Raw genomic sequence first — 19395 nt, forward strand, 5'->3', positions numbered from 1 at the left:
GCTTCTTCTCCAGCGCCATTTATACCTCGATCATCACCCTGGGCTCCCTGCAGACCAAAGTGGCCTCGCCGAAGCTGGTTAACTTCGTCCTGACCTGCGGCACCATCGGCACCATGCTGACCTTCATGGTCACTGGCCCGATCGTGGCCCACAGCGGCCCGCTGGCGGCGCTGCACACCGCCAACGGTCTGTATGCCGTGGTGTTCATCATGTGCTTCATCCTGGGCTTCGTGACCCGCCACCGCCAGCACAACGCGGCAGCAGCGTCTCACTAACCCCTACGCCCCTTTGCGCTCGGCAGAGGGGCTGTTTCTGGCAAAACTTACCTCTTCTCCTCCGATATCCATCTGGATCCACGTCTGCGCCAGCTGCGTCGTGGCGATCACCCGTCCCTGACGAATCGACCAGCGCACCGGCACCTGACAGCGCACCGCTTCAAACCCGCTCTCGGCAGGCAGAATAATCAGGTTCGCCGGGTTACCTGTCTTAATGCCGTAATCGCTCAGGCCGAAGGTACGGGCGCTGTTATGGGTGATGAGATTCAGGCCGCTGTCGATTTGCGGATAGCCCATCATCTGACAGACGTGCAGCCCCATATGCAGCACCTGCAGCATGTTGCCGGTGCCGAGCGGGTACCACGGGTCGAAGACGTCGTCATGACCGAAGCAGACGTTAATGCCCGCTTCCTGCAGCTCTTTCACCCGGGTGATGCCGCGGCGCTTCGGATAGTCATCAAAGCGCCCCTGCAGGTGGATATTGACCAGCGGATTAGCGACGAAGTTAATTCCCGACATTTTCAGCAGACGGAACAGCCGCGAGGTGTACGCGCCGTTGTAGGAGTGCATGGCGGTGGTGTGGCTGGCCGTCACGCGCGGGCCGATGCCGGCCTCATACGCCAGCGCTGCCACCGTCTCGACAAACCGCGACTGCTCGTCGTCGATTTCATCGCAGTGGATATCCAGCGGACGGTCATACTTCTTCGCCAGTTCAAAAGCGATATGCAGCGACTGTACGCCATACTCGCGGGTGAACTCGAAGTGCGGGATCGCCCCCACCACGTCGGCCCCCAGCTTTAACGCCTCTTCCAGCAGCGCCGCGCCGTTCGGGTAAGAAAGAATACCTTCCTGCGGGAAAGCGACGATTTGCAGCGTCACCCACGGGGCAACCTCCTGCTTCACCTCCAGCATCGCCTTCAGGGCGGTGAGCGTCGGGTCGGAGACATCCACATGAGTACGGACAAACTGGATGCCGTTGGCAATTTGCCATTTCAGCGTTTTCCAGGCGCGCGCTTTAACATCCTCATGGCTGAGCAACGCCTTGCGCTCCGCCCAGCGCTCAATGCCTTCGAACAGCGTGCCGGACTGGTTCCAGTTCGGCTCACCCGCGGTCTGGGTCGTATCAAGATGAATATGCGGCTCAATGAACGGCGGAATAGCAAGCCCGCCGCGCGCGTTCAATACTTCATAACTTTCGGCGTGGGTGTCATCCATCGGGGTGATGTCACCAAATCGCCCGTTCTCAATGGCGAGCTGCCACAGCCCTTCCCGACCCGGTAAACGAACATTCTGAACAAGCCATAACGGTGTTGTAGACATACCCTTCCCCTAAAAAACGCCGCTGATATTCAGGCGTATCGATTTTGGCAAAACCGCCCCTGATTTGTACACAAATTCAACGAGCGCGAAAAACCTGCGATTTCCGCCACTTATAAAAATCCTGACAAATCAGCCATATACCACCTAAGGAGTAGGCGAAGACGTATTTGATTTGCATCAATAAGCGCCCCTGCTGAATCGTTAAGGTAGGCAATAATAGAAAAGAAATCGAGGCAATAATGAGCAAAGTCAGACTCGCTATCATCGGTAACGGCATGGTCGGCCACCGCTTTATTGAGGATCTTCTCGATAAGGCCGATGCTGAGCAGTTCGATATTACCGTGTTCTGTGAAGAACCCCGCAGGGCGTACGACCGTGTGCACCTGTCTTCCTACTTCTCCCATCATACCGCCGAAGAGCTCTCTCTGGTGCGCGAAGGTTTCTACGAGAAGCATGGCGTAAAAGTGCTGGTGGGCGAACGCGCTATCACCATCAACCGTCAGGAAAAAGTGATCCACTCCAGCGCCGGGCGTACGGTTTTTTACGACAAGCTGATCATGGCGACGGGCTCCTATCCGTGGATCCCGCCGATCAAAGGCTCGGAAACTCAGGATTGCTTCGTCTACCGTACCATTGAAGACCTCAACGCCATCGAATCCTGCGCCCGTCGCAGCCGTCGCGGCGCGGTCGTCGGCGGCGGTCTGCTGGGCCTGGAAGCGGCAGGCGCGCTGAAAAACCTCGGCGTTGAAACCCACGTCATCGAATTTGCCCCGATGCTGATGGCCGAACAGCTCGACCACATGGGCGGCGACCAGCTGCGTCGTAAAATCGAAAGCATGGGCGTGAAGGTTCACACCAGCAAGAACACCAAAGAGATCGTTCAGGAAGGGACTGAAGCGCGCAAAACCATGCGCTTTGCCGACGGCAGCGAGCTGGAAGTGGACTTCATCGTCTTCTCCACCGGTATTCGTCCGCGCGACAAGCTGGCGACCCAGTGCGGTCTGGCCGTTGCGCAGCGCGGCGGGATCATGATCAACGACGCCTGCCAGACCTCCGATCCGGATATCTACGCGATTGGCGAATGCGCCAGCTGGAATAACCGCGTCTACGGTCTGGTGGCGCCGGGCTACAAAATGGCGCAGGTCGCCGTGGACCATATCCTCGGCAGCGAAAACGCGTTTACCGGTGCAGACATGAGCGCCAAGCTGAAGCTGCTGGGCGTGGACGTGGGCGGTATTGGCGATGCGCATGGCCGCACGCCCGGCGCTCGCAGCTATGTCTATCTCGACGAAAGCAAAGAAGTCTACAAACGCCTCATTGTCAGCCAGGACAACAAAACCCTGCTCGGTGCGGTGCTGGTGGGCGATACCAGCGACTTCGGCAACCTGCTCCAGCTGGTGCTGAACGCCATCGAACTGCCGGAAAACCCGGACGCGCTGATCCTCCCGGCGCACGCGTCCAGCGGCAAGCCGTCTATCGGCGTGGATAAACTGCCGGACAGCGCGCAGATTTGCTCCTGCTTCGACGTCACCAAAGGCATGCTGATCTCCGCCATCAACAAAGGCTGCCACACCGTGGCGGCACTGAAAGCCGAAACCAAAGCCGGTACCGGCTGCGGCGGCTGTATTCCGCTGGTCACTCAGGTGCTGAACGCCGAGCTGGCGAAACAGGGCATCGAAGTGAACAACAACCTGTGCGAGCACTTCGCGTATTCTCGCCAGGAGTTGTACCACCTGATCCGCGTGGAGGGCATTAAGTCCTTCGACGAACTGCTGGCGAAGCACGGCCAGGGCTACGGCTGCGAAGTCTGTAAACCGACCGTCGGCTCCCTGCTGGCCTCCTGCTGGAACGAGTACGTGCTCAAGCCCGAGCATACGCCGCTGCAGGACACCAACGATAACTTCCTGGCCAACATCCAGAAAGACGGCACCTACTCCGTTATTCCACGTTCCGCTGGGGGCGAAATTACGCCGGAAGGGCTGGTGGCCGTGGGCCGTATTGCCCGTGAATTTAACCTGTACACCAAAATCACCGGCTCCCAGCGTATCGGCCTGTTTGGCGCGCAGAAAGACGATCTGCCGGAAATCTGGCGTCAGCTCATTGAAGCCGGCTTCGAAACCGGCCACGCGTACGCCAAAGCGCTGCGCATGGCGAAAACCTGTGTGGGCAGCACCTGGTGCCGCTACGGCGTCGGCGACAGCGTGGGCTTCGGCGTGGAGCTGGAAAACCGCTACAAAGGCATCCGCACCCCGCACAAAATGAAGTTTGGCGTCTCCGGCTGTACCCGCGAATGTGCGGAAGCGCAGGGTAAAGACGTGGGTATCATCGCCACCGAGAAGGGCTGGAACCTGTACGTCTGCGGCAACGGCGGGATGAAGCCACGCCACGCGGACCTGCTGGCGGCGGATCTCGATCGCGACACGCTGATTCAGTATCTCGACCGCTTCATGATGTTCTATATCCGCACCGCCGATAAGCTGACCCGTACCGCCTCCTGGCTCGATAACCTGGAAGGCGGCATCGATTACCTGAAATCGGTGATCATCGACGACAAGCTGGGCCTGAACGAACATCTGGAAGCCGAGATGGCGCGCCTGCGCGAGGCGGTGATCTGCGAGTGGACGGAAACCGTCAACACCCCGGCGGCGCAGACGCGCTTCAAACACTTCATCAACAGCGCCCAGCGCGACCCGAACGTACAGGTTGTGCCGGAGCGTGAACAGCATCGTCCGGCGACACCGTATGAACGAATTCCGGTCACGCTGGTGGAGGAAAACGCATGAGCCAGTGGATAAACATTTGCGATATTAACGACATCATCCCGGCAACCGGCGTATGCGCGTTGCTGGGAAGCGAGCAGGTTGCGATTTTCCGCCCTCGCCACGATGAACAGGTTTTTGCCATCAGCAATATCGACCCGTTCTTCGAGGCCAGCGTGCTCTCCCGCGGACTGATTGCCGAGCATCAGGGCGAACTGTGGGTCGCCAGCCCGCTGAAAAAGCAGCGTTTCCGCTTAAGCGACGGATACTGCATGGAAGATGAGAGTCATTCAGTGAAGCACTATGATGTCCGCGTGAAGGACGGCAAGGTGCAGCTGAAAGGCTAATCCTCCGCCTTTTCAATACGAAAAGCTTATGACCCCTTATGGGTAACGGCAGGAAAAACCGTATGTTTTGTACGATTCCTGCTGTTATCCTGACGTCAATTCTTACCCCCTCCATGAAAGCTGCGAGGTAACGTCGTGGATCACCTGCCGATTTTCTGTCAATTACGCAACCGCGACTGCCTGCTCGTGGGCGGCGGCGACGTGGCTGAACGCAAAGCCCGCCTGCTGTTAGAGGCTGGCGCCCGGCTCACCGTCAACGCCCTCACCTTCGCCCCACAGTTTGAGGTCTGGGCCCAGGAAGGGATGCTCACGCTGGAACAGGGTGAGTTTAATGAATCTCTGCTCGATACCTGCTGGCTGACGATTGCCGCGACGGATGATGATGAAGTGAACCTGCGCGTCAGCGACGCCTGCGAAGTGCGCCGAATCTTCTGCAACGTGGTGGATGCGCCGAAAGAGGCCAGCTTTATCATGCCGTCGATTATCGACCGCTCGCCGCTGATGATTGCGGTATCGTCCGGCGGACGCTCGCCGGTTCTCGCCCGCCTGCTGCGGGAAAAGCTGGAGGCCGTGCTGCCGCAGCACCTTGGTCAGATTGCCCATTACGCCGGGCAGCTCCGCTCCCGCGTGAAGCAAACCTTCTCGACCGTTGGCGAGCGCCGTCGCTTCTGGGAAAAATTCTTTGTGAACGACAGGCTGGCGCAGTCGCTGGCGAATCAGGACACCAAAGCCGTTGAAGAGACGACCGAACAGCTGCTGAGCGAGCCGCTGGACCATCGCGGCGAAGTGGTGCTGGTGGGCGCAGGCCCCGGCGATGCAGGCTTGCTGACGCTGAAAGGGCTACAGCAGATCCAGCAGGCCGATACCGTGGTTTACGATCGCCTGGTCTCTGATGACATCATGAACCTGGTCCGCCGCGATGCCGACCGCGTCTTCGTGGGCAAACGGGCGGGCTATCACTGCGTTCCGCAGGAGGAGATTAACCAGATCCTGCTGCGCGAGGCGCAGAAAGGTAAGCGCGTGGTGCGCCTTAAGGGTGGCGATCCGTTTATCTTTGGTCGCGGCGGCGAGGAGCTGGAAACCCTGTGTGACGCGGGCATTCCGTTCTCCGTGGTGCCGGGCATTACGGCGGCATCCGGCTGCTCAGCTTACTCTGGCATTCCGCTGACCCACCGCGACTATGCCCAGAGCGTGCGTCTTGTGACGGGCCATCTGAAAACCGGCTGCGAGCTGGACTGGCATAACCTGGCCGCGGAAAAGCAGACGCTGGTATTCTACATGGGGCTGAACCAGGCCGCTACGATTCAGGCGAAGCTGCTGGAGCACGGCATGGAGGCTGATATGCCGGTTGCGCTGGTGGAAAACGGTACGTCCATCAAGCAACGCGTGGTGGATGGCGTACTGACGCAGCTCGGTGAACTGGCGCAGCAGGTCGAAAGCCCGGCGCTGATTGTGGTGGGTCGCGTGGTTGAGCTGCGCGATAAGCTGAACTGGTTCTCAAATCACTAACGCATATTCTTCCTTTGCGGAGTAGTCCTTATGCGGACTACTCCCCTCTTACCGCTGTCGATAACATACCGCCCCGAAGTGGAATTTCTCCCTTAATTCCCTTGAGTTACATCCAACTTTCGTTTTTAAGACAAGGAATGCGTATGTTCAAACTGGCAAAAGCCGCCGTTCTGGTTGGCCTGTTATCGACTCTGACTGCCTGCACCGGCCATGTACAGAACACCAAAAATAACTGCAGCTACGATTACCTGCTGCACCCGGCGATCTCCATTTCGAAGATCATCGGCGGTTGCGGCCCGGCGGCGCAGCAGTAAGCGATTTTCAGGCGTAAAAAAACCGGGATATCCCGGTTTTTTTGTTTAGGGAAGTGCAGCCTGATGCCCTCACCCTGACCCTCTCCCACCGGGAGAGGGAACAAACCCTAAAAACGGTAACGTGGTTACCGTTTTGCTTTTACCTACGGTTTACCCACAAACCCAATCGCTTCGTACACCGCTTTCAGGGTTTCGGACGCACGCGCGCTGGCTTTTTCCGCGCCGTCTTTCATCACCTTCTGCAGGAAAGCTTCGTCGTTACGGTAGCGGTGATAACGCTCCTGAAGCTCGGTCAGCATGCCGGAAACGGCGTCTGCCACTTCACCTTTCAGGTGGCCGTACATCTTGCCTTCGAAATGCTGTTCCAGCTCAGGAATGCTCTGGCCGGTCACGCCGGAGAGAATATCCAGCAGGTTGGAGACGCCCGCTTTGTTCTGCACGTCGTAGCGCACCACAGGCGGCTCGTCGGAGTCGGTGACCGCGCGCTTGAGCTTTTTGACGACGGATTTCGGATCTTCCAGCAGGCCGATAACGTTGTTGCGGTTATCGTCAGACTTGGACATCTTCTTGGTCGGCTCCAGCAGCGACATCACGCGCGCGCCGGACTTCGGAATAAACGGCTCTGGCACTTTGAACACATCGCCGTAAATCGCGTTAAAGCGCTGGGCGATATCGCGGCTCAGCTCCAGATGTTGCTTCTGGTCTTCACCTACCGGCACCTGGTTGGTTTGATACAGCAGGATGTCTGCCGCCATCAGCACCGGATAGTCGAACAGGCCGGCGTTGATGTTCTCAGAGTAGCGCGCGGATTTATCCTTGAACTGGGTCATGCGGCTCAGCTCGCCGAAATAGGTGTAGCAGTTCAGCGCCCAGCCCAGCTGCGCGTGCTCAGGCACGTGAGACTGAACGAAAATGGTACTCTTCTCAGGATCGATGCCGCAGGCCAGGTACAGCGCCAGGGTGTCCAGGGTGGCTTTACGCAGCTTCTCAGGGTCCTGACGCGCGGTAATCGCATGGAGATCGACGATGCAGTAAATGCAATGGTACTCATCCTGCATGCTGACCCACTGACGTAACGCACCCATGTAGTTACCAATGGTCAATTCACCTGAAGGCTGTGCGCCACTAAAAACGATGGGCTTAGTCATTATTTAATTCCTGATGTTCACTGTGTGAAAGCCCGAGTGCGGGCAACAAATCTTTGAAGTGGTCGAAGACCACATCCGGCTCACTTAGCGTGATGGCTTCACCGTAGTTGTAGCCATAGGTTAATCCGACGGAAGGACTCCCTGCCGCTCGGGCAGCCAGAATATCATTGCGCGAATCCCCAACAAAGAGCAGCTCCGCAGGGGTTAAGGATAATTTTCCTGCCACCAGCAACAGCGGTTCCGGATGCGGCTTTTTGTTCTGCACGTCGTCGCCGCCCACAATCACGGAGAAATATTTAGCGATATCGAGCGCTTCCAGCAGAGGCGCAACAAACGGCGTCGGTTTGTTGGTCACCAGCCCCAGCGGAATGCCCTTCGCGTGCAGCGCGCTCAGCGTTTCCTGAACGTCCGGGAACAGGAAACTGCCCTCCTCGACGGTCTCTTCATAGAAACGATCGAACAGTTTGCGCAGAATCCGCAGCTGCTCATCCTTAGGGATGTCAGCGTGGTCAACGCTCGGTTTACCCTGCGCGGAACGCTGCGACGCGCGCTCCTGGCGAGCCCACGTCAACGCGCGCTCCATCAGAACATCGGCCCCGTTGCCAATCCACGTGACGACACGCTCTTCACCCGCAACGGGGAGTTCAAGCGCGTACAGCGCCTGGTCTACGGCGCTCGTTAAGCCCGGCGCGCTGTCGACCAGCGTGCCGTCGAGGTCGAATGCCACACCCCGAATTGCCTGCAATTTATCCATGACTTACCTTCGCCAGCTCACGGCGCATTTCATCAATGACTTTTTTGTAATCCGGTTGGTCGAAAATTGCCGAACCTGCAACGAACATATCCGCGCCCGCTGCCGCAATTTCACCAATGTTATTCACTTTCACCCCGCCGTCCACTTCCAGGCGAATATCGTAACCTGACTCATCAATGCGACGGCGCACTTCACGCAGCTTATCCAGCGTGTGGGGAATGAATGACTGACCGCCGAAACCCGGGTTAACGGACATCAGCAGAATCACGTCCAGCTTGTCCATGACATAGTCGAGATAGCTCAGCGGCGTGGCCGGGTTAAACACCAGGCCCGCTTTACAGCCGTTCTCTTTGATCAGCTGCAGCGTGCGGTCCACGTGTTCAGAGGCTTCCGGATGGAAAGTGATGATGCTGGCACCCGCTGCGGCGAAATCAGGCACGATGCGATCAACAGGCTTCACCATCAGGTGAACGTCGATCGGCGCGGTAATGCCATAGTTGCGTAATGCCTTGAGCACCATTGGGCCAATGGTCAGGTTAGGGACGTAGTGGTTGTCCATAACGTCGAAATGGACAACATCTGCGCCAGCCGCGAGAGCTTTGGCGGTGTCTTCACCCAGGCGGGCAAAATCGGCCGACAGAATTGAGGGAGCAATCAAAAACTGTTTCATCCGCTTCTCCTTGAAATGTGTTTACCGGCGGGCAAAACGGCTCAGGGGCGATAAAGAGCCAGAAGTTCGTCCACCTTTTTACGTGTGCCGCCGTTGCTGCTAATGCTACGCCGCACTTTGACCTGAAAATGCTTCGCGGCTTTATACCATTCGCGCGTATCAGGCGTGTCGTGATTCGAAATTAACACCGGAATTCTTTTGCTGACCAGCTTTTCCGCCATCTCCGCCAGACGAGCCTGTTCGGCCGGGCTGAAGCTGTTGGTGTGATAAGCGGTGAAATTCGCCGTTGCAGACAGTGGTGCGTAAGGCGGGTCACAGTAAACCACCGAGTTTACGCCTGCCAGTTCCATACATTCTTCATAGGAGAGGCAATGAAACTCTGCGTTCTGCGCTTTTTCGGCAAAGTGATAAAGCTCGTCCTGCGGGAAATACGGGCGCTTATAGCGACCAAACGGCACGTTAAATTCCCCGCGCAGGTTATAGCGGCACAGGCCGTTGTAACCATGACGGTTGAGATAGAGGAACAGCAGCGCTCTGCGGAACGGATCCTGGCTCTGATTAAACTCAGTGCGGAACTGGTAGTAAACGTCCGGGTGATTATTCTCCGGCGTAAACAGTTTGCGCGCCTCTGCGACATACTCTTCGGTACGCAGCTTAACAATGTTATAGAGGCTGATAAGGTCGTTGTTGATATCCGCCAGGATATAACGAGAAAAATCGGTGTTGAGGAACACCGATCCCGCACCCACGAAAGGCTCGATTAGACACTCGCCTTTTGGCAGGTGCTTTTTAATATCATCGAGCAGGGGGTATTTCCCCCCTGCCCATTTCAGAAAAGCGCGATTTTTTTTCATGCTGACTAACTGATTACACCTTCTCCGGCTGTGGAGAAAGCTCCGACAGCATCCTGCGCTTTAAACATTACTTCAGATCGGCCTGAACCTGATGAATCGGCTTCGCCCAGGGATTTTTTGCCTGAACATCAGCTGGCAGTGCCGCTACGGCACGTTTCGCTTCATCTTTGGACGAATAAACGCCGCTGACCAGCACATACCACGGTTGACCGTTGCGGGTCGTCTGATAAACAACGTAGTTTTTCAGATTTGATTTCTTCGCCCAACCGTTGAGGTTGTCATAGTTAGACGAACTGCTCAGCTGCAGCGTGTAGTTGCTGGATGGCGCAGACTTCAGCGAGCCCACGTTACCTGCCGTTTTGCCTGCTGCGGCGCTGGAGGCTGCTGGAGCTGTTGCTGCAGGTGCAGCTGTGGCGGCCGGTGCCGCTGTGGTCGCCGTTGCTTTCGGCGCGGTCTGAGTGACTGACGCTTTAGCAGGCTCGCTCACCGCAGCCGTTTCGGTGTGTTTCGGCTGTGCCGGTACGGCTTTCACTTCAGGCGCTTTGACGACTGCCTGAGGTTTGGTTTCACGCTTAGGCTCAATGACCGCCTGCTTACGTTCAGGACGCGTCGCAGTTTGCGTCTGGCGCGGTTTGGTTTCCGTCGCAGCCGTTTGTGGCTGAGCGTTACCACCGCGAATCGGGGCAACGGTTGCCGGCTCAGTTGGCAGCGTAGAGTTAACCACGACGTTATCAACCTGCTGCTGGTTCTGCGGCTGCGTCAGCGCATTGTTCAGATCTCCCTGAACTTCTACGCGTTGCTGGCCTTCAGGCGTAGCAGGTGCCTGACCCTGAGCAGGGGTTGAAGAAACGGGCGGTAGAGAAACATCCTGCGGCGCTGTGGTGTTACCTGCGGTCTGCTCTGCGGAAGTCGCTCCCGGCGCTGGCTGTGCGCCATTCGCCTGATTGGACGCATCGTTACCGGAAAGGTTGATGCTCTTCTCAGCGGAAGCAGTTTGCTCGGTTGAGTTCGTTGACGGTGCTTTAAGCGCGGAGCCAATGCCGACAATCAACAGCACAAGCACCAGAACGCCAAGGCCCATCATAATGTACTGGCGGGAAGCCGGTTTCGGCGCAGCGGCTTTTTTACGTTTACGTGGGCGACGCTCTACAGGCTGTTCGTCCATTGAATCTTCTTCGGACTCATAATCCTCTTCTGCTCGCTCTTCGTGCGCGTTGCGGCTGCGCGAAGGGCGACGATCGTCTGCATCCAGATCAACATCGTCAAAGTTGATCTGCGGCTCGTTATCACGTTCTGAAGATTGACGAGAACGACCAGTACGACGATCGCTGGGATCGGGTTTCAGCTCGTCTTCTGGTTTGAATTCATCCATTTAACACCCCACTCAAAGGCTTATGCCAACGACTTTGCATTTCACCTGAAGCTAAACGACCACCTGCGACAGTGGCCTGACCTTTCTAGTTGTTACGCCTGCTGACAATCAGCGATAGCGCCAAGAACGACATCGTGCGGCACTCCGCCGCGCACTTCACTCTTCCCTATTGCAAGCGGGAGTACAAGACGCATCTCACCTGCCAATACTTTTTTATCGCGCATCATGTGGGGTAAATACGCCTGCGCCGACATCTCCTGCGGCCCGGTTAGCGGCAAACCTGCACGTTCAAGCAGCGCAATGATGCGCGCCGTCTCTTCAGGTTTAAACTGCCCCAGACGTTCAGAGGTGCGGGCTGCCATGACCATTCCGGCCGCGACGGCCTCACCGTGCAGCCAGTTGCCGTAACCCATCTCGGCTTCAATCGCGTGACCAAACGTATGCCCAAGATTCAGTAAAGCACGTAAGCCCGTTTCACGCTCGTCTGCTGCAACAACTTCTGCTTTCAGTTCACAACAACGACGAATGCAGTATGCCAGTTTAGCCTCATCCAGGCACAGCAGCGCATCCATATTCTCTTCAAGCCAGCTAAAGAACTCGCCATCAAGAATAATGCCGTATTTGATCACTTCCGCCAGACCAGAAGCCAGTTCGCGCTTCGGCAGCGTTTTCAGACAGTCGAGATCCACCACCACCGATGCGGGCTGGTAGAACGCGCCAATCATGTTTTTGCCGAGCGGATGGTTGACTGCCGTTTTGCCACCCACAGAGGAGTCGACCTGGGAAAGCAACGTGGTCGGGATTTGAATAAAACGGACGCCACGTTGATAGCTTGCGGCCGCAAAGCCGGTCAGATCGCCCACAACACCGCCGCCCAGGGCAAGCAGTGTTGTATCGCGACCGTGCGGTTTTTGCAGCAATGCGGTAAAGACGGTATCCAGTACCGTCAGGCTTTTATACTGCTCGCCATCGGGAAGAATCACACTGTCGACTTTTACGCCCGCCTGCTCAAGCAGGTGGCGTACGCGGTCGAGATAAAGCGGAGCCAGCGTCTCATTGGTGACCAGCATCGCCTGATCACCCGCTTTCAGTGGTAAAAAGGAAGCTGGGTCGTTAAACAAACCAGCCGCGATGGTGATAGGGTAACTACGTTCCCCGAGAGTAACTGTAATCCTCTCCATGACGCGACATCCACCTTTAATGCTTTTACCCGCAGGCGAGTGTATATAAAGCCAGAATCAGTTGCTTTCCAGCATATGAATAATCTGGTTTGCAACCACTTTAGCGCTCTGGTCGTCAGTACGAATGGTCACGTCGGCAATCTCTTCATACAGCGGATTGCGTTCATCGGCCAACGCTTCCAGAACTTCGCGTGGTGGCGTTTCAACCTGCAGCAGCGGGCGCTTTTTATCGCGCTGCGTACGTGCCAGCTGTTTCTCGATGGTCGTCTCAAGATAGACCACTACGCCACGGGCGGAGAGACGGTTACGGGTTTCGCGAGATTTCACAGAACCGCCGCCTGTTGCCAGAACGATGCCCTGTTTTTCCGTGAGTTCGTTGATCACTTTTTCTTCTCGGTCACGGAAACCTTCTTCGCCTTCTACATCGAAAACCCAGCCCACATCAGCTCCGGTTCGTTTCTCAATCTCTTGATCAGAATCGTAAAATTCCATATTGAGTTGTTGAGCTAACTGACGCCCAATAGTGCTTTTGCCGGCACCCATAGGCCCAACCAGAAAGATATTGCGTTTCTCTGCCATTTTATCGGTACTACTAAGACTATTCGTTAATGGTAATCCCCGCTTCGCAGACACCCAGCGTAGCAGGACATGAACTGAAACCTCATATGCAATAGAGCGAGAGTCAGACTAAAAATTATCTCAATACTCCGGCTTGTTTGGCAACTGATTAAATCACCGCGTCGGGCGCATAAGGTAATAAGACGTAAGTCCAACTCAAATCGGTACTCCTTGTATGCTAATTCATGCCCCACGTCAAACATCTGCAACAAACTGAATGCAAAATCATTGCGGGGATCGTTACCCGTCAGCGAATACCGACCAGACGTGGTGTAATAAACACCACTAGCTCGCGCCGTTCATTATCCTTACCATCGTGGCGAAAAAGCTGTCCAAGCCAGGGGATTTTCCCCAGCCCCGGCACGCTGTCGCTGCCGGTTTTGTTCTTCTGCGAAAAAATTCCGCCCAACGCCAGCGTTTCTCCACTTTTTACCTCCACCTGGGTTTCTATCTCCTGTTTGTCGATCGCCAGCGTTTCGCCGTCAGCCTGCTGCAGAATCTGTCCCGGCATATTTTCGCTGATGTGCAATTTCAGGCGCACGCGCCCACCCGGTAAGACCACCGGTGTGACCTCCATTCCTAATACCGCCTCTTTAAACTCAACGGAGGTTGCCCCGCTTTCACCGCTTGAGACCTGATACGGGATTTCACTCCCTTGCTTGATGCTGGCCGGCTGCATATGCGAGGCCAGCAGTCGCGGGCTGGCGATGATATCGACCTGCTGTTTTTGCTCCAGCGCAGAGAGCTCCAGATCCAGCAGCCGACCATTGATCCGTCCGATGTTAAAACCCACATGACTGGTGGCACTGGCGACGGAAAGATCGCTGCCAAGCGTGGTGAGCTGACCAACCTTGCCCGCGTCGGCGGCGTCGGCGAGATTCCACTTCACCCCCAGCTCACGCAGGCTTTTTTCATTAATGGTCACAATATGCGCCGCCAGCTCGACCTGTTCGACGGGAATATCCATCTGAGCGGCCCAGCGCTGCAGCGTCTCGACCACCGTCTGGTTATCCCGAATCAGCAGCCGGTTGGTGCGTTTGTCGAGAGACAAACTTCCCTTTGGGCTCAGGAGCTTTTCCGCGTCTTTTTGCAGCTCTCCGGCATCGGCATAGGAAAAAGCGATGCTGTGAGACACCAGCGGCGCCTCAAGCTGTCGACGCGTTCGCTCCTGTTCTGAGCGCTCCTGCTGTTCACGCTGCCAGGCCGCGGTATGAACATAAAAAATGCCGCCCTCCTCTCGCAAAACAAGGCCAGCGCTGGTGACAACCGTCTGTAACGCTTGACGCCAGGGGACGCGCGTCAGGTTGAGCGAAAGCGTGCCGCCGACGTCAGGCGATATCACCAGATTTCGGTTCTCCTGTGCAACCAGGCTCTGCAGCACCTGGACTACAGGCACGTCATCCACCACCAGCGTGACCGGTTTTGGCACGGCGGCCCACAGCGGATGGCTGAACGTCAGCAGCCACAGCATTATCCGTAAATTCATTCTTATTCGTTCCTTCTCGTTGCCACGTCCATTTTCCTGGTTCACATGTGTCACCCACATCAACAACCAGTTCCGTTTCATTGACGGCTGTTATCGTCCAGCCCGCAGGGAAGCGTTCATGTGTTTTCAGCCGGTACCAGCGCTTTTGCCCATCCTGTAAAATGCCGATAGCCTGCTGTCCTACCACCATGCCGCGGTAGCGCCACTGCGCCAGCTCGCCTATGGCGCAGGGATCGTCCGGCGGGCGAAACGGATCGCGCATGCCGGTCAAAAGCAGCGCTGAGCAAACCAGCAAATATCGCGCGCTATTTCGCATGTTCCAGCTCCAGCCGCAGGCGCAACGCTGTACCTTGTGGTGCAATCGCGAAAGCGGCGATCTGCACATCCCGCTGCGCCAGCCGGGAAAAAAGCGCCGGGAGAGCCTGCCACTCCACCTCCAGCATCAGTTCCCCTCCGTTCTGCAGCGGCTTCCAGTGAACCAGCGTCGCGTTATCGCCCTGAAAATCGAGCGGGGAAAACGCCGTCAGAGCCAGTGTGTCCGTTGTTTCCGGACGAAACGGCCCCTTTCTGACGGCAGGCCATAACGCCGCGTTCGTCCTTGCGTCCTGAATCATCTGTCGCTGTCGTTCAGCACACTGCCTGTCTAGCGGTCTGAGCAAGGTGCCCCACGCGGCCAGTCCTGCCAGGAGGCTCCCCAGACACCAAAAAAGCACCCGATACCAGGGACGGCTTTCGCACCAGCGTTCTAACAGGATATCCATGCGTTACCCCTCGCTTTTAAGATGGAGGGTGAACATCCACCGCCCCTGGCTGTCCTGCCGAAGCTCTCCCGCCGTTCCGGGCGTAAAACCCGCTATTTGGCCCAGCGCATCGCGCAGAGCTGACAGGGCTGACAGGGTTATGGCATACCCGGTCAACGTCAGAGCAGGAGGCTGATAGCGAAGCTCTGTCAGCCAGACCTGTGAAGGAGTGGCGCGGGAAAGGGACTCCAGCACCGGTTGCCATGCGCGTCGTTGAAGGGTCTGCGCTGGCTTCTGCGCCTGTGAGGCGAGTTTCTGCCGGGAGGCAAGCGCGTGCTGCACGGTCTGCGTTCCCGTCAGCTCCGTTTGCAGCGCGTGCAGCCTCATAAGAGGGTTTATCCGCAGGCAGAAAATGATCGCGAACATTAACAGCACGGTGCCGACACACATTACGCCCCAGAAGCGCAGGCATCGCGCGCGCCGCTGCTGTCGCCAGGGCAGAAAGTTCATGATGCTCATCCGGGCACCTCGCTCATGGCCAACGCCAGCGCAACGGTATAATCAGCGCCGCAGTCCGGTAGCGGGGCATGGCAGCGTTCCAGGATTTCCCTCGGATCACGTCGGGTATCAAACAGCGCGATGTCATCCGAACCAAGCCCCAGCAGCGCTGAAAGCTCAGACACGTTTTCGGCTTCTGTCGTAAAGCGGCGTCCCCACTGGTGGCGCATCGCCCACAGCCACTGCCGATCGTCCCGCCAGGCGACGCACGTCGCTGGCGCCACCGCGGGAAGAAGATTCGCCAGCGCGCTGGCATCCGGCGTAATGGCCACCAGCCGCAAACGCAGCGTTTTCGCCAGCGCCAGTAGGGTGTCGATCTCGTTGTTTTGCGCGGCGGTCACCTGAAAGGTATTGCTGAAGGTATCCTGCGCGTAATCGAAACAGAGCGTATCAGCAGACATCTCCAGTTCGCGCGCGAGCGCCGCACCAAGCCATGAGAGCTGCTCGCTGTCGCGCAGCGCAACGGTCGGGCGGGGGAGCGCCCGTTGCAGAGTGCGTGCTGCCGGGAAAGAGAGGAATACCCGATGGTAGTGCGGCAGCGTTTTGCGCCAGTCGCGTAACGCATCAACCAGCTGTTCTGGCTGACAAATTTTGCCGTCACGAATAATGCCCTCGTCCAGAGGAATCGCCCACCAGCGGCGCATGCACCAGCCCAACTTCTCCCGGGCCAGGGCGACGATCAGCACCCTATCCTGTTGAATATGAACGCCCGTTTGCCATATTTTGAAAGCCATGCTTCACGATCTCCTTATCGCCCGTCGGGTTGACGGCTATATCAATGAATCAGGCTTGCCTTTATACTACCGCGCGATTGTTTAGAAACTGCCCAAGTGAAACCAAATGGGAAATCTCCGGTGAAGTTCGTAAAGTATTTATTCATCCTTGCAGTCTGTTGCATTCTGCTGGGAGCAGGCTCGATTTACGGTTTATACAAATATATTGAGCCACAGCTACCTGATGTCGCCACGCTTCGCGATGTGCGCCTCCAGATCCCGATGCAAGTTTATAGCGCCGATGGCGAGCTGATGGCGCAGTATGGCGAGAAGCGTCGTATTCCGCTCACCTTAAACCAAATCCCCCCCGTGATGGTGAAAGCCTTTATCGCCACGGAGGACAGCCGTTTTTACGAGCACCACGGTGTCGATCCGGTGGGGATTTTCCGTGCCGCGAGCATTGCGTTGTTCTCTGGTCACGCCTCTCAGGGGGCGAGTACCATTACGCAGCAGCTGGCGCGTAACTTCTTCCTCAGCCCTGAAAAGACGCTGATACGTAAGATCAAAGAGGTGTTCCTCGCGATCCGTATTGAGCAGCTGCTGAGCAAAGACGAAATCCTTGAGCTGTACCTCAACAAAATCTACCTGGGCTACCGCGCCTATGGCGTGGGGGCTGCCGCACAGGTGTACTTCGGTAAGCCCGTTGAGCAGCTCACCTTAAGCGAAATGGCAACCATCGCCGGTCTGCCGAAAGCGCCGTCCACGTTTAACCCGCTCTACTCGCTCGATCGCGCCACCGCGCGCCGTAACGTCGTCCTGTCACGTATGCTGAGCGAAGGCTACATCAGCCAGAGCGAGTACGACCAGGCGCGTAACGATGTTATTGACGCTAACTACCACGCCCCTGAAATCGCCTTCGCATCTCCTTACCTGACCGAAATGGTTCGCCAGGAGATGGTGAATCGCTATGGTGACAAGGCCTACGAAGATGGCTATCGCGTGTACACCACCGTCACCCGTAAGGTCCAGCAGGCGGCTCAGGAAGCGGTGCGGAACAACGTGATGGACTACGATATGCGTCACGGCTATCGCGGCCCGTCAAACGTGCTCTGGAAAGTGGGCGAAAGCGCGTGGGACAGTAAAAAAATCACCAGTACGCTGAAGGCGCTGCCAACCTATGGTCCGCTCCTTCCTGCCGTGGTGACGCAGGCCGATCCTCAGGAAGCCGTTGCGACGCTCGCGGACGGTACCTCCGTCTCGCTGCGCATGGACGGTATCCGCTGGGCGCGTCCTTACCGCTCGGATACGCTGCAGGGCGCAACGCCGCGTAAAGTGACCGATGCCGTGCAGACCGGGCAGCAAATCTGGGTGCGCAAGGTAGGCGAAGCCTGGTGGCTGGCACAGGTGCCGGACGTCAACTCGGCCCTGGTCTCTATTAACCCACAGAACGGTGCCATCCTGGCCCTGGTCGGCGGGTTTGATTTCAACCAGAGCAAATTTAACCGCGCCACCCAGGCGCTGCGTCAGGTCGGTTCCAATATCAAACCGTTCCTCTACACGGCAGCGATGGATAAAGGCTTGACCCTCGCCAGCATCCTTAACGACGTGCCAATCTCCCGCTGGGATGCCGGTGCCGGTTCCGACTGGCAGCCGAAGAACTCCCCTGCGGAGTATGCCGGCCCAATTCGTCTCCGTCAGGGCTTGGGACAGTCGAAAAACGTAGTGATGGTGCGCGCCATGCGCGCGATGGGCGTCGACTATGCCGCAGAGTATCTGCAGCGCTTCGGTTTCCCGGCGCAGAACATCGTTCGCACCGAGTCGCTGGCGTTAGGCTCCGCCTCGTTTACGCCGCTTCAGGTCGCACGCGGGTACTCGGTGATGGCCAACGGCGGCTTCCTGATTGACCCGTACTTCATCAGCAAGATTGAAAATGATCAGGGCGGCGTGCTGTTCGAAGCGAAGCCGAAGATTGCCTGCCCTGACTGCGATATTCCGGTCATTTATGGCAATACGCCGAAATCCGACGTGCTTGAAAACAAGGACATGGAAGACCCTGCCGTATCTCAGGAGCAGCAGAACGGCGTCGTGCCGCAGCCGCAGCTCGAGCAGGCTAACCAGTCTCTGGTGGCACAGACCGGCGCGCCGGAGTATGCCCCGCACGTGATCAACACGCCGCTGTCCTTCCTGATCAAAAGCGCGCTGAACACCAACATCTTCGGTGAACCGGGCTGGCAGGGTACCGGCTGGCGCGCAGGGCGCGATTTGCAGCGCCATGATATCGGCGGTAAAACGGGGACAACCAACAGCTCGAAAGACGCGTGGTTCTCCGGCTACGGCCCGGGCGTGGTGACGTCGGTCTGGATCGGTTTCGACGATCACCGCCGTGACTTAGGTCGTACCACGGCATCCGGCGCGATTAAGGATCAGATTTCCGGCTACGAAGGCGGAGCGAAGAGCGCGCAGCCGGCCTGGGATGCCTATATGAAGTCCGTTCTTGAAGGTGTGCCGGAGCAGCCGTTAACGCCGCCGCCAGGCGTAGTGACGGTTAATATCGACCGCAGCACCGGTCAGCTTGCCAACGGCGGTAATAGTCGCGAAGAGTATTTCATTGAGGGCACCCAGCCAACCACACAGGCGGTGCACGAGGTGGGTACAGAGATTATCGATAACGGCGAAACGCACGAGCTGTTCTGACAACAAAGCAAAACGGCAACCTCTGGTTGCCGTTTTTGTGTTTGCTCCCTCTCCCGTGGGAGAGGGTTGAGGTGAGGGCATCA

Annotated in this window: 18 protein-coding genes and 1 pseudogene; 6 read left to right on the plus strand and 13 right to left on the minus strand. The window is 57.3% G+C overall.

Annotation, left to right across the window (positions count from 1 at the left end; all coding sequences use genetic code 11):
- Positions 1-275, plus strand: a pseudogene (locus DEO48_RS20430) (MFS transporter TsgA); the annotation flags it as partial.
- Positions 276-278: 3 nt separating this feature from the next.
- Here the strand turns inward: DEO48_RS20430 and DEO48_RS20435 are convergent.
- The gene (locus DEO48_RS20435; protein ID WP_109846139.1) at positions 279-1595 is read right to left on the minus strand and encodes a cytosine deaminase; all 1317 of its coding nucleotides are present in this window, start codon (positions 1593-1595) and stop codon (positions 279-281) included.
- Positions 1596-1834: 239 nt separating this feature from the next.
- Here DEO48_RS20435 and nirB point away from each other — a divergent pair, with 239 nt between their 5' ends.
- The 4 genes from nirB to DEO48_RS20460 all read left to right on the plus strand — a co-directional run bounded on the left by nirB (position 1835) and on the right by DEO48_RS20460 (position 6524).
- Positions 1835-4378, plus strand: a complete 2544-nt coding sequence (gene nirB / locus DEO48_RS20445) for a nitrite reductase large subunit NirB (RefSeq protein ID WP_109846141.1) — start codon at positions 1835-1837, stop codon at positions 4376-4378.
- Positions 4375-4701 carry a nitrite reductase small subunit NirD gene (gene nirD / locus DEO48_RS20450; protein WP_023309475.1) on the plus strand — a complete coding sequence of 109 codons (327 nt, stop codon included), beginning with the start codon at positions 4375-4377 and terminating at the stop codon, positions 4699-4701. The genes nirB and nirD overlap by 4 nt, the downstream gene beginning before the upstream one ends.
- A gap of 135 nt (positions 4702-4836) precedes the next feature.
- Positions 4837-6210: a siroheme synthase CysG gene (gene cysG / locus DEO48_RS20455; RefSeq protein ID WP_109846142.1), complete on the plus strand. Its 1374-nt coding sequence runs from the start codon at positions 4837-4839 to the stop codon at positions 6208-6210.
- Between the two features lie 143 nt (positions 6211-6353).
- Positions 6354-6524 carry a YhfL family protein gene (locus DEO48_RS20460; RefSeq protein WP_008503029.1) on the plus strand — a complete coding sequence of 57 codons (171 nt, stop codon included), beginning with the start codon at positions 6354-6356 and terminating at the stop codon, positions 6522-6524.
- 143 nt (positions 6525-6667) lie between these two features.
- On the opposite strand, the gene trpS is transcribed toward DEO48_RS20460, so the two are convergent.
- The 12 genes from trpS to DEO48_RS20525 form a co-directional block, all read right to left on the minus strand.
- On the minus strand, positions 6668-7672 hold the full coding sequence (trpS, locus tag DEO48_RS20465; RefSeq protein ID WP_109846143.1) for a tryptophan--tRNA ligase: 1005 nt from the start codon (positions 7670-7672) through the stop codon (positions 6668-6670).
- Positions 7665-8426, minus strand: a complete 762-nt coding sequence (gph, locus tag DEO48_RS20470; RefSeq protein WP_109846144.1) for a phosphoglycolate phosphatase — start codon at positions 8424-8426, stop codon at positions 7665-7667. The genes trpS and gph overlap by 8 nt, the downstream gene beginning before the upstream one ends.
- On the minus strand, positions 8419-9096 hold the full coding sequence (gene rpe / locus DEO48_RS20475) for a ribulose-phosphate 3-epimerase (RefSeq protein ID WP_024907923.1): 678 nt from the start codon (positions 9094-9096) through the stop codon (positions 8419-8421). The genes gph and rpe overlap by 8 nt, the downstream gene beginning before the upstream one ends.
- Before the next feature lie 41 nt (positions 9097-9137).
- Positions 9138-9950: an adenine-specific DNA-methyltransferase gene (gene dam / locus DEO48_RS20480; RefSeq protein ID WP_023309480.1), complete on the minus strand. Its 813-nt coding sequence runs from the start codon at positions 9948-9950 to the stop codon at positions 9138-9140.
- Between the two features lie 67 nt (positions 9951-10017).
- On the minus strand, positions 10018-11322 hold the full coding sequence (damX, locus tag DEO48_RS20485; RefSeq protein WP_109846145.1) for a cell division protein DamX: 1305 nt from the start codon (positions 11320-11322) through the stop codon (positions 10018-10020).
- Positions 11323-11414: 92 nt separating this feature from the next.
- Positions 11415-12503 carry a 3-dehydroquinate synthase gene (gene aroB / locus DEO48_RS20490; protein ID WP_109846146.1) on the minus strand — a complete coding sequence of 363 codons (1089 nt, stop codon included), beginning with the start codon at positions 12501-12503 and terminating at the stop codon, positions 11415-11417.
- Positions 12504-12560: 57 nt separating this feature from the next.
- Complete coding sequence (gene aroK, locus DEO48_RS20495) at positions 12561-13082, minus strand: shikimate kinase AroK (protein ID WP_003861630.1); 522 nt, start codon at positions 13080-13082, stop codon at positions 12561-12563.
- A gap of 286 nt (positions 13083-13368) precedes the next feature.
- Positions 13369-14592 (minus strand): DNA uptake porin HofQ, encoded by a 1224-nt coding sequence (gene hofQ / locus DEO48_RS20505; protein ID WP_227412914.1) that lies wholly within the window; start codon positions 14590-14592, stop codon positions 13369-13371.
- Complete coding sequence (locus DEO48_RS20510; protein ID WP_109846148.1) at positions 14519-14923, minus strand: HofP DNA utilization family protein; 405 nt, start codon at positions 14921-14923, stop codon at positions 14519-14521. The genes hofQ and DEO48_RS20510 overlap by 74 nt, the downstream gene beginning before the upstream one ends.
- On the minus strand, positions 14913-15368 hold the full coding sequence (locus DEO48_RS20515) for a HofO (RefSeq protein ID WP_109846149.1): 456 nt from the start codon (positions 15366-15368) through the stop codon (positions 14913-14915). The genes DEO48_RS20510 and DEO48_RS20515 overlap by 11 nt, the downstream gene beginning before the upstream one ends.
- Positions 15369-15371: 3 nt before the next feature.
- Entirely contained in the window at positions 15372-15866 is a 495-nt protein-coding gene (locus DEO48_RS20520) for a PilN domain-containing protein (RefSeq protein WP_109846150.1), read from the minus strand.
- Positions 15863-16639 (minus strand): DNA utilization protein HofM, encoded by a 777-nt coding sequence (locus tag DEO48_RS20525; RefSeq protein WP_109846151.1) that lies wholly within the window; start codon positions 16637-16639, stop codon positions 15863-15865. The genes DEO48_RS20520 and DEO48_RS20525 overlap by 4 nt, the downstream gene beginning before the upstream one ends.
- Before the next feature lie 120 nt (positions 16640-16759).
- On the opposite strand from DEO48_RS20525, the gene mrcA reads away from it, so the two are divergent.
- Positions 16760-19312, plus strand: coding sequence for a peptidoglycan glycosyltransferase/peptidoglycan DD-transpeptidase MrcA (gene mrcA / locus DEO48_RS20530; RefSeq protein WP_109846152.1), 2553 nt, complete (start codon positions 16760-16762; stop codon positions 19310-19312).
- The last annotated feature ends 83 nt before the right edge of the window (positions 19313-19395 follow it).

It is taken from the genome of Enterobacter sp. CGMCC 5087 (genome assembly GCF_003144775.1).
In the GTDB taxonomy this organism is placed as follows: domain Bacteria; phylum Pseudomonadota; class Gammaproteobacteria; order Enterobacterales; family Enterobacteriaceae; genus Enterobacter; species Enterobacter cloacae_M.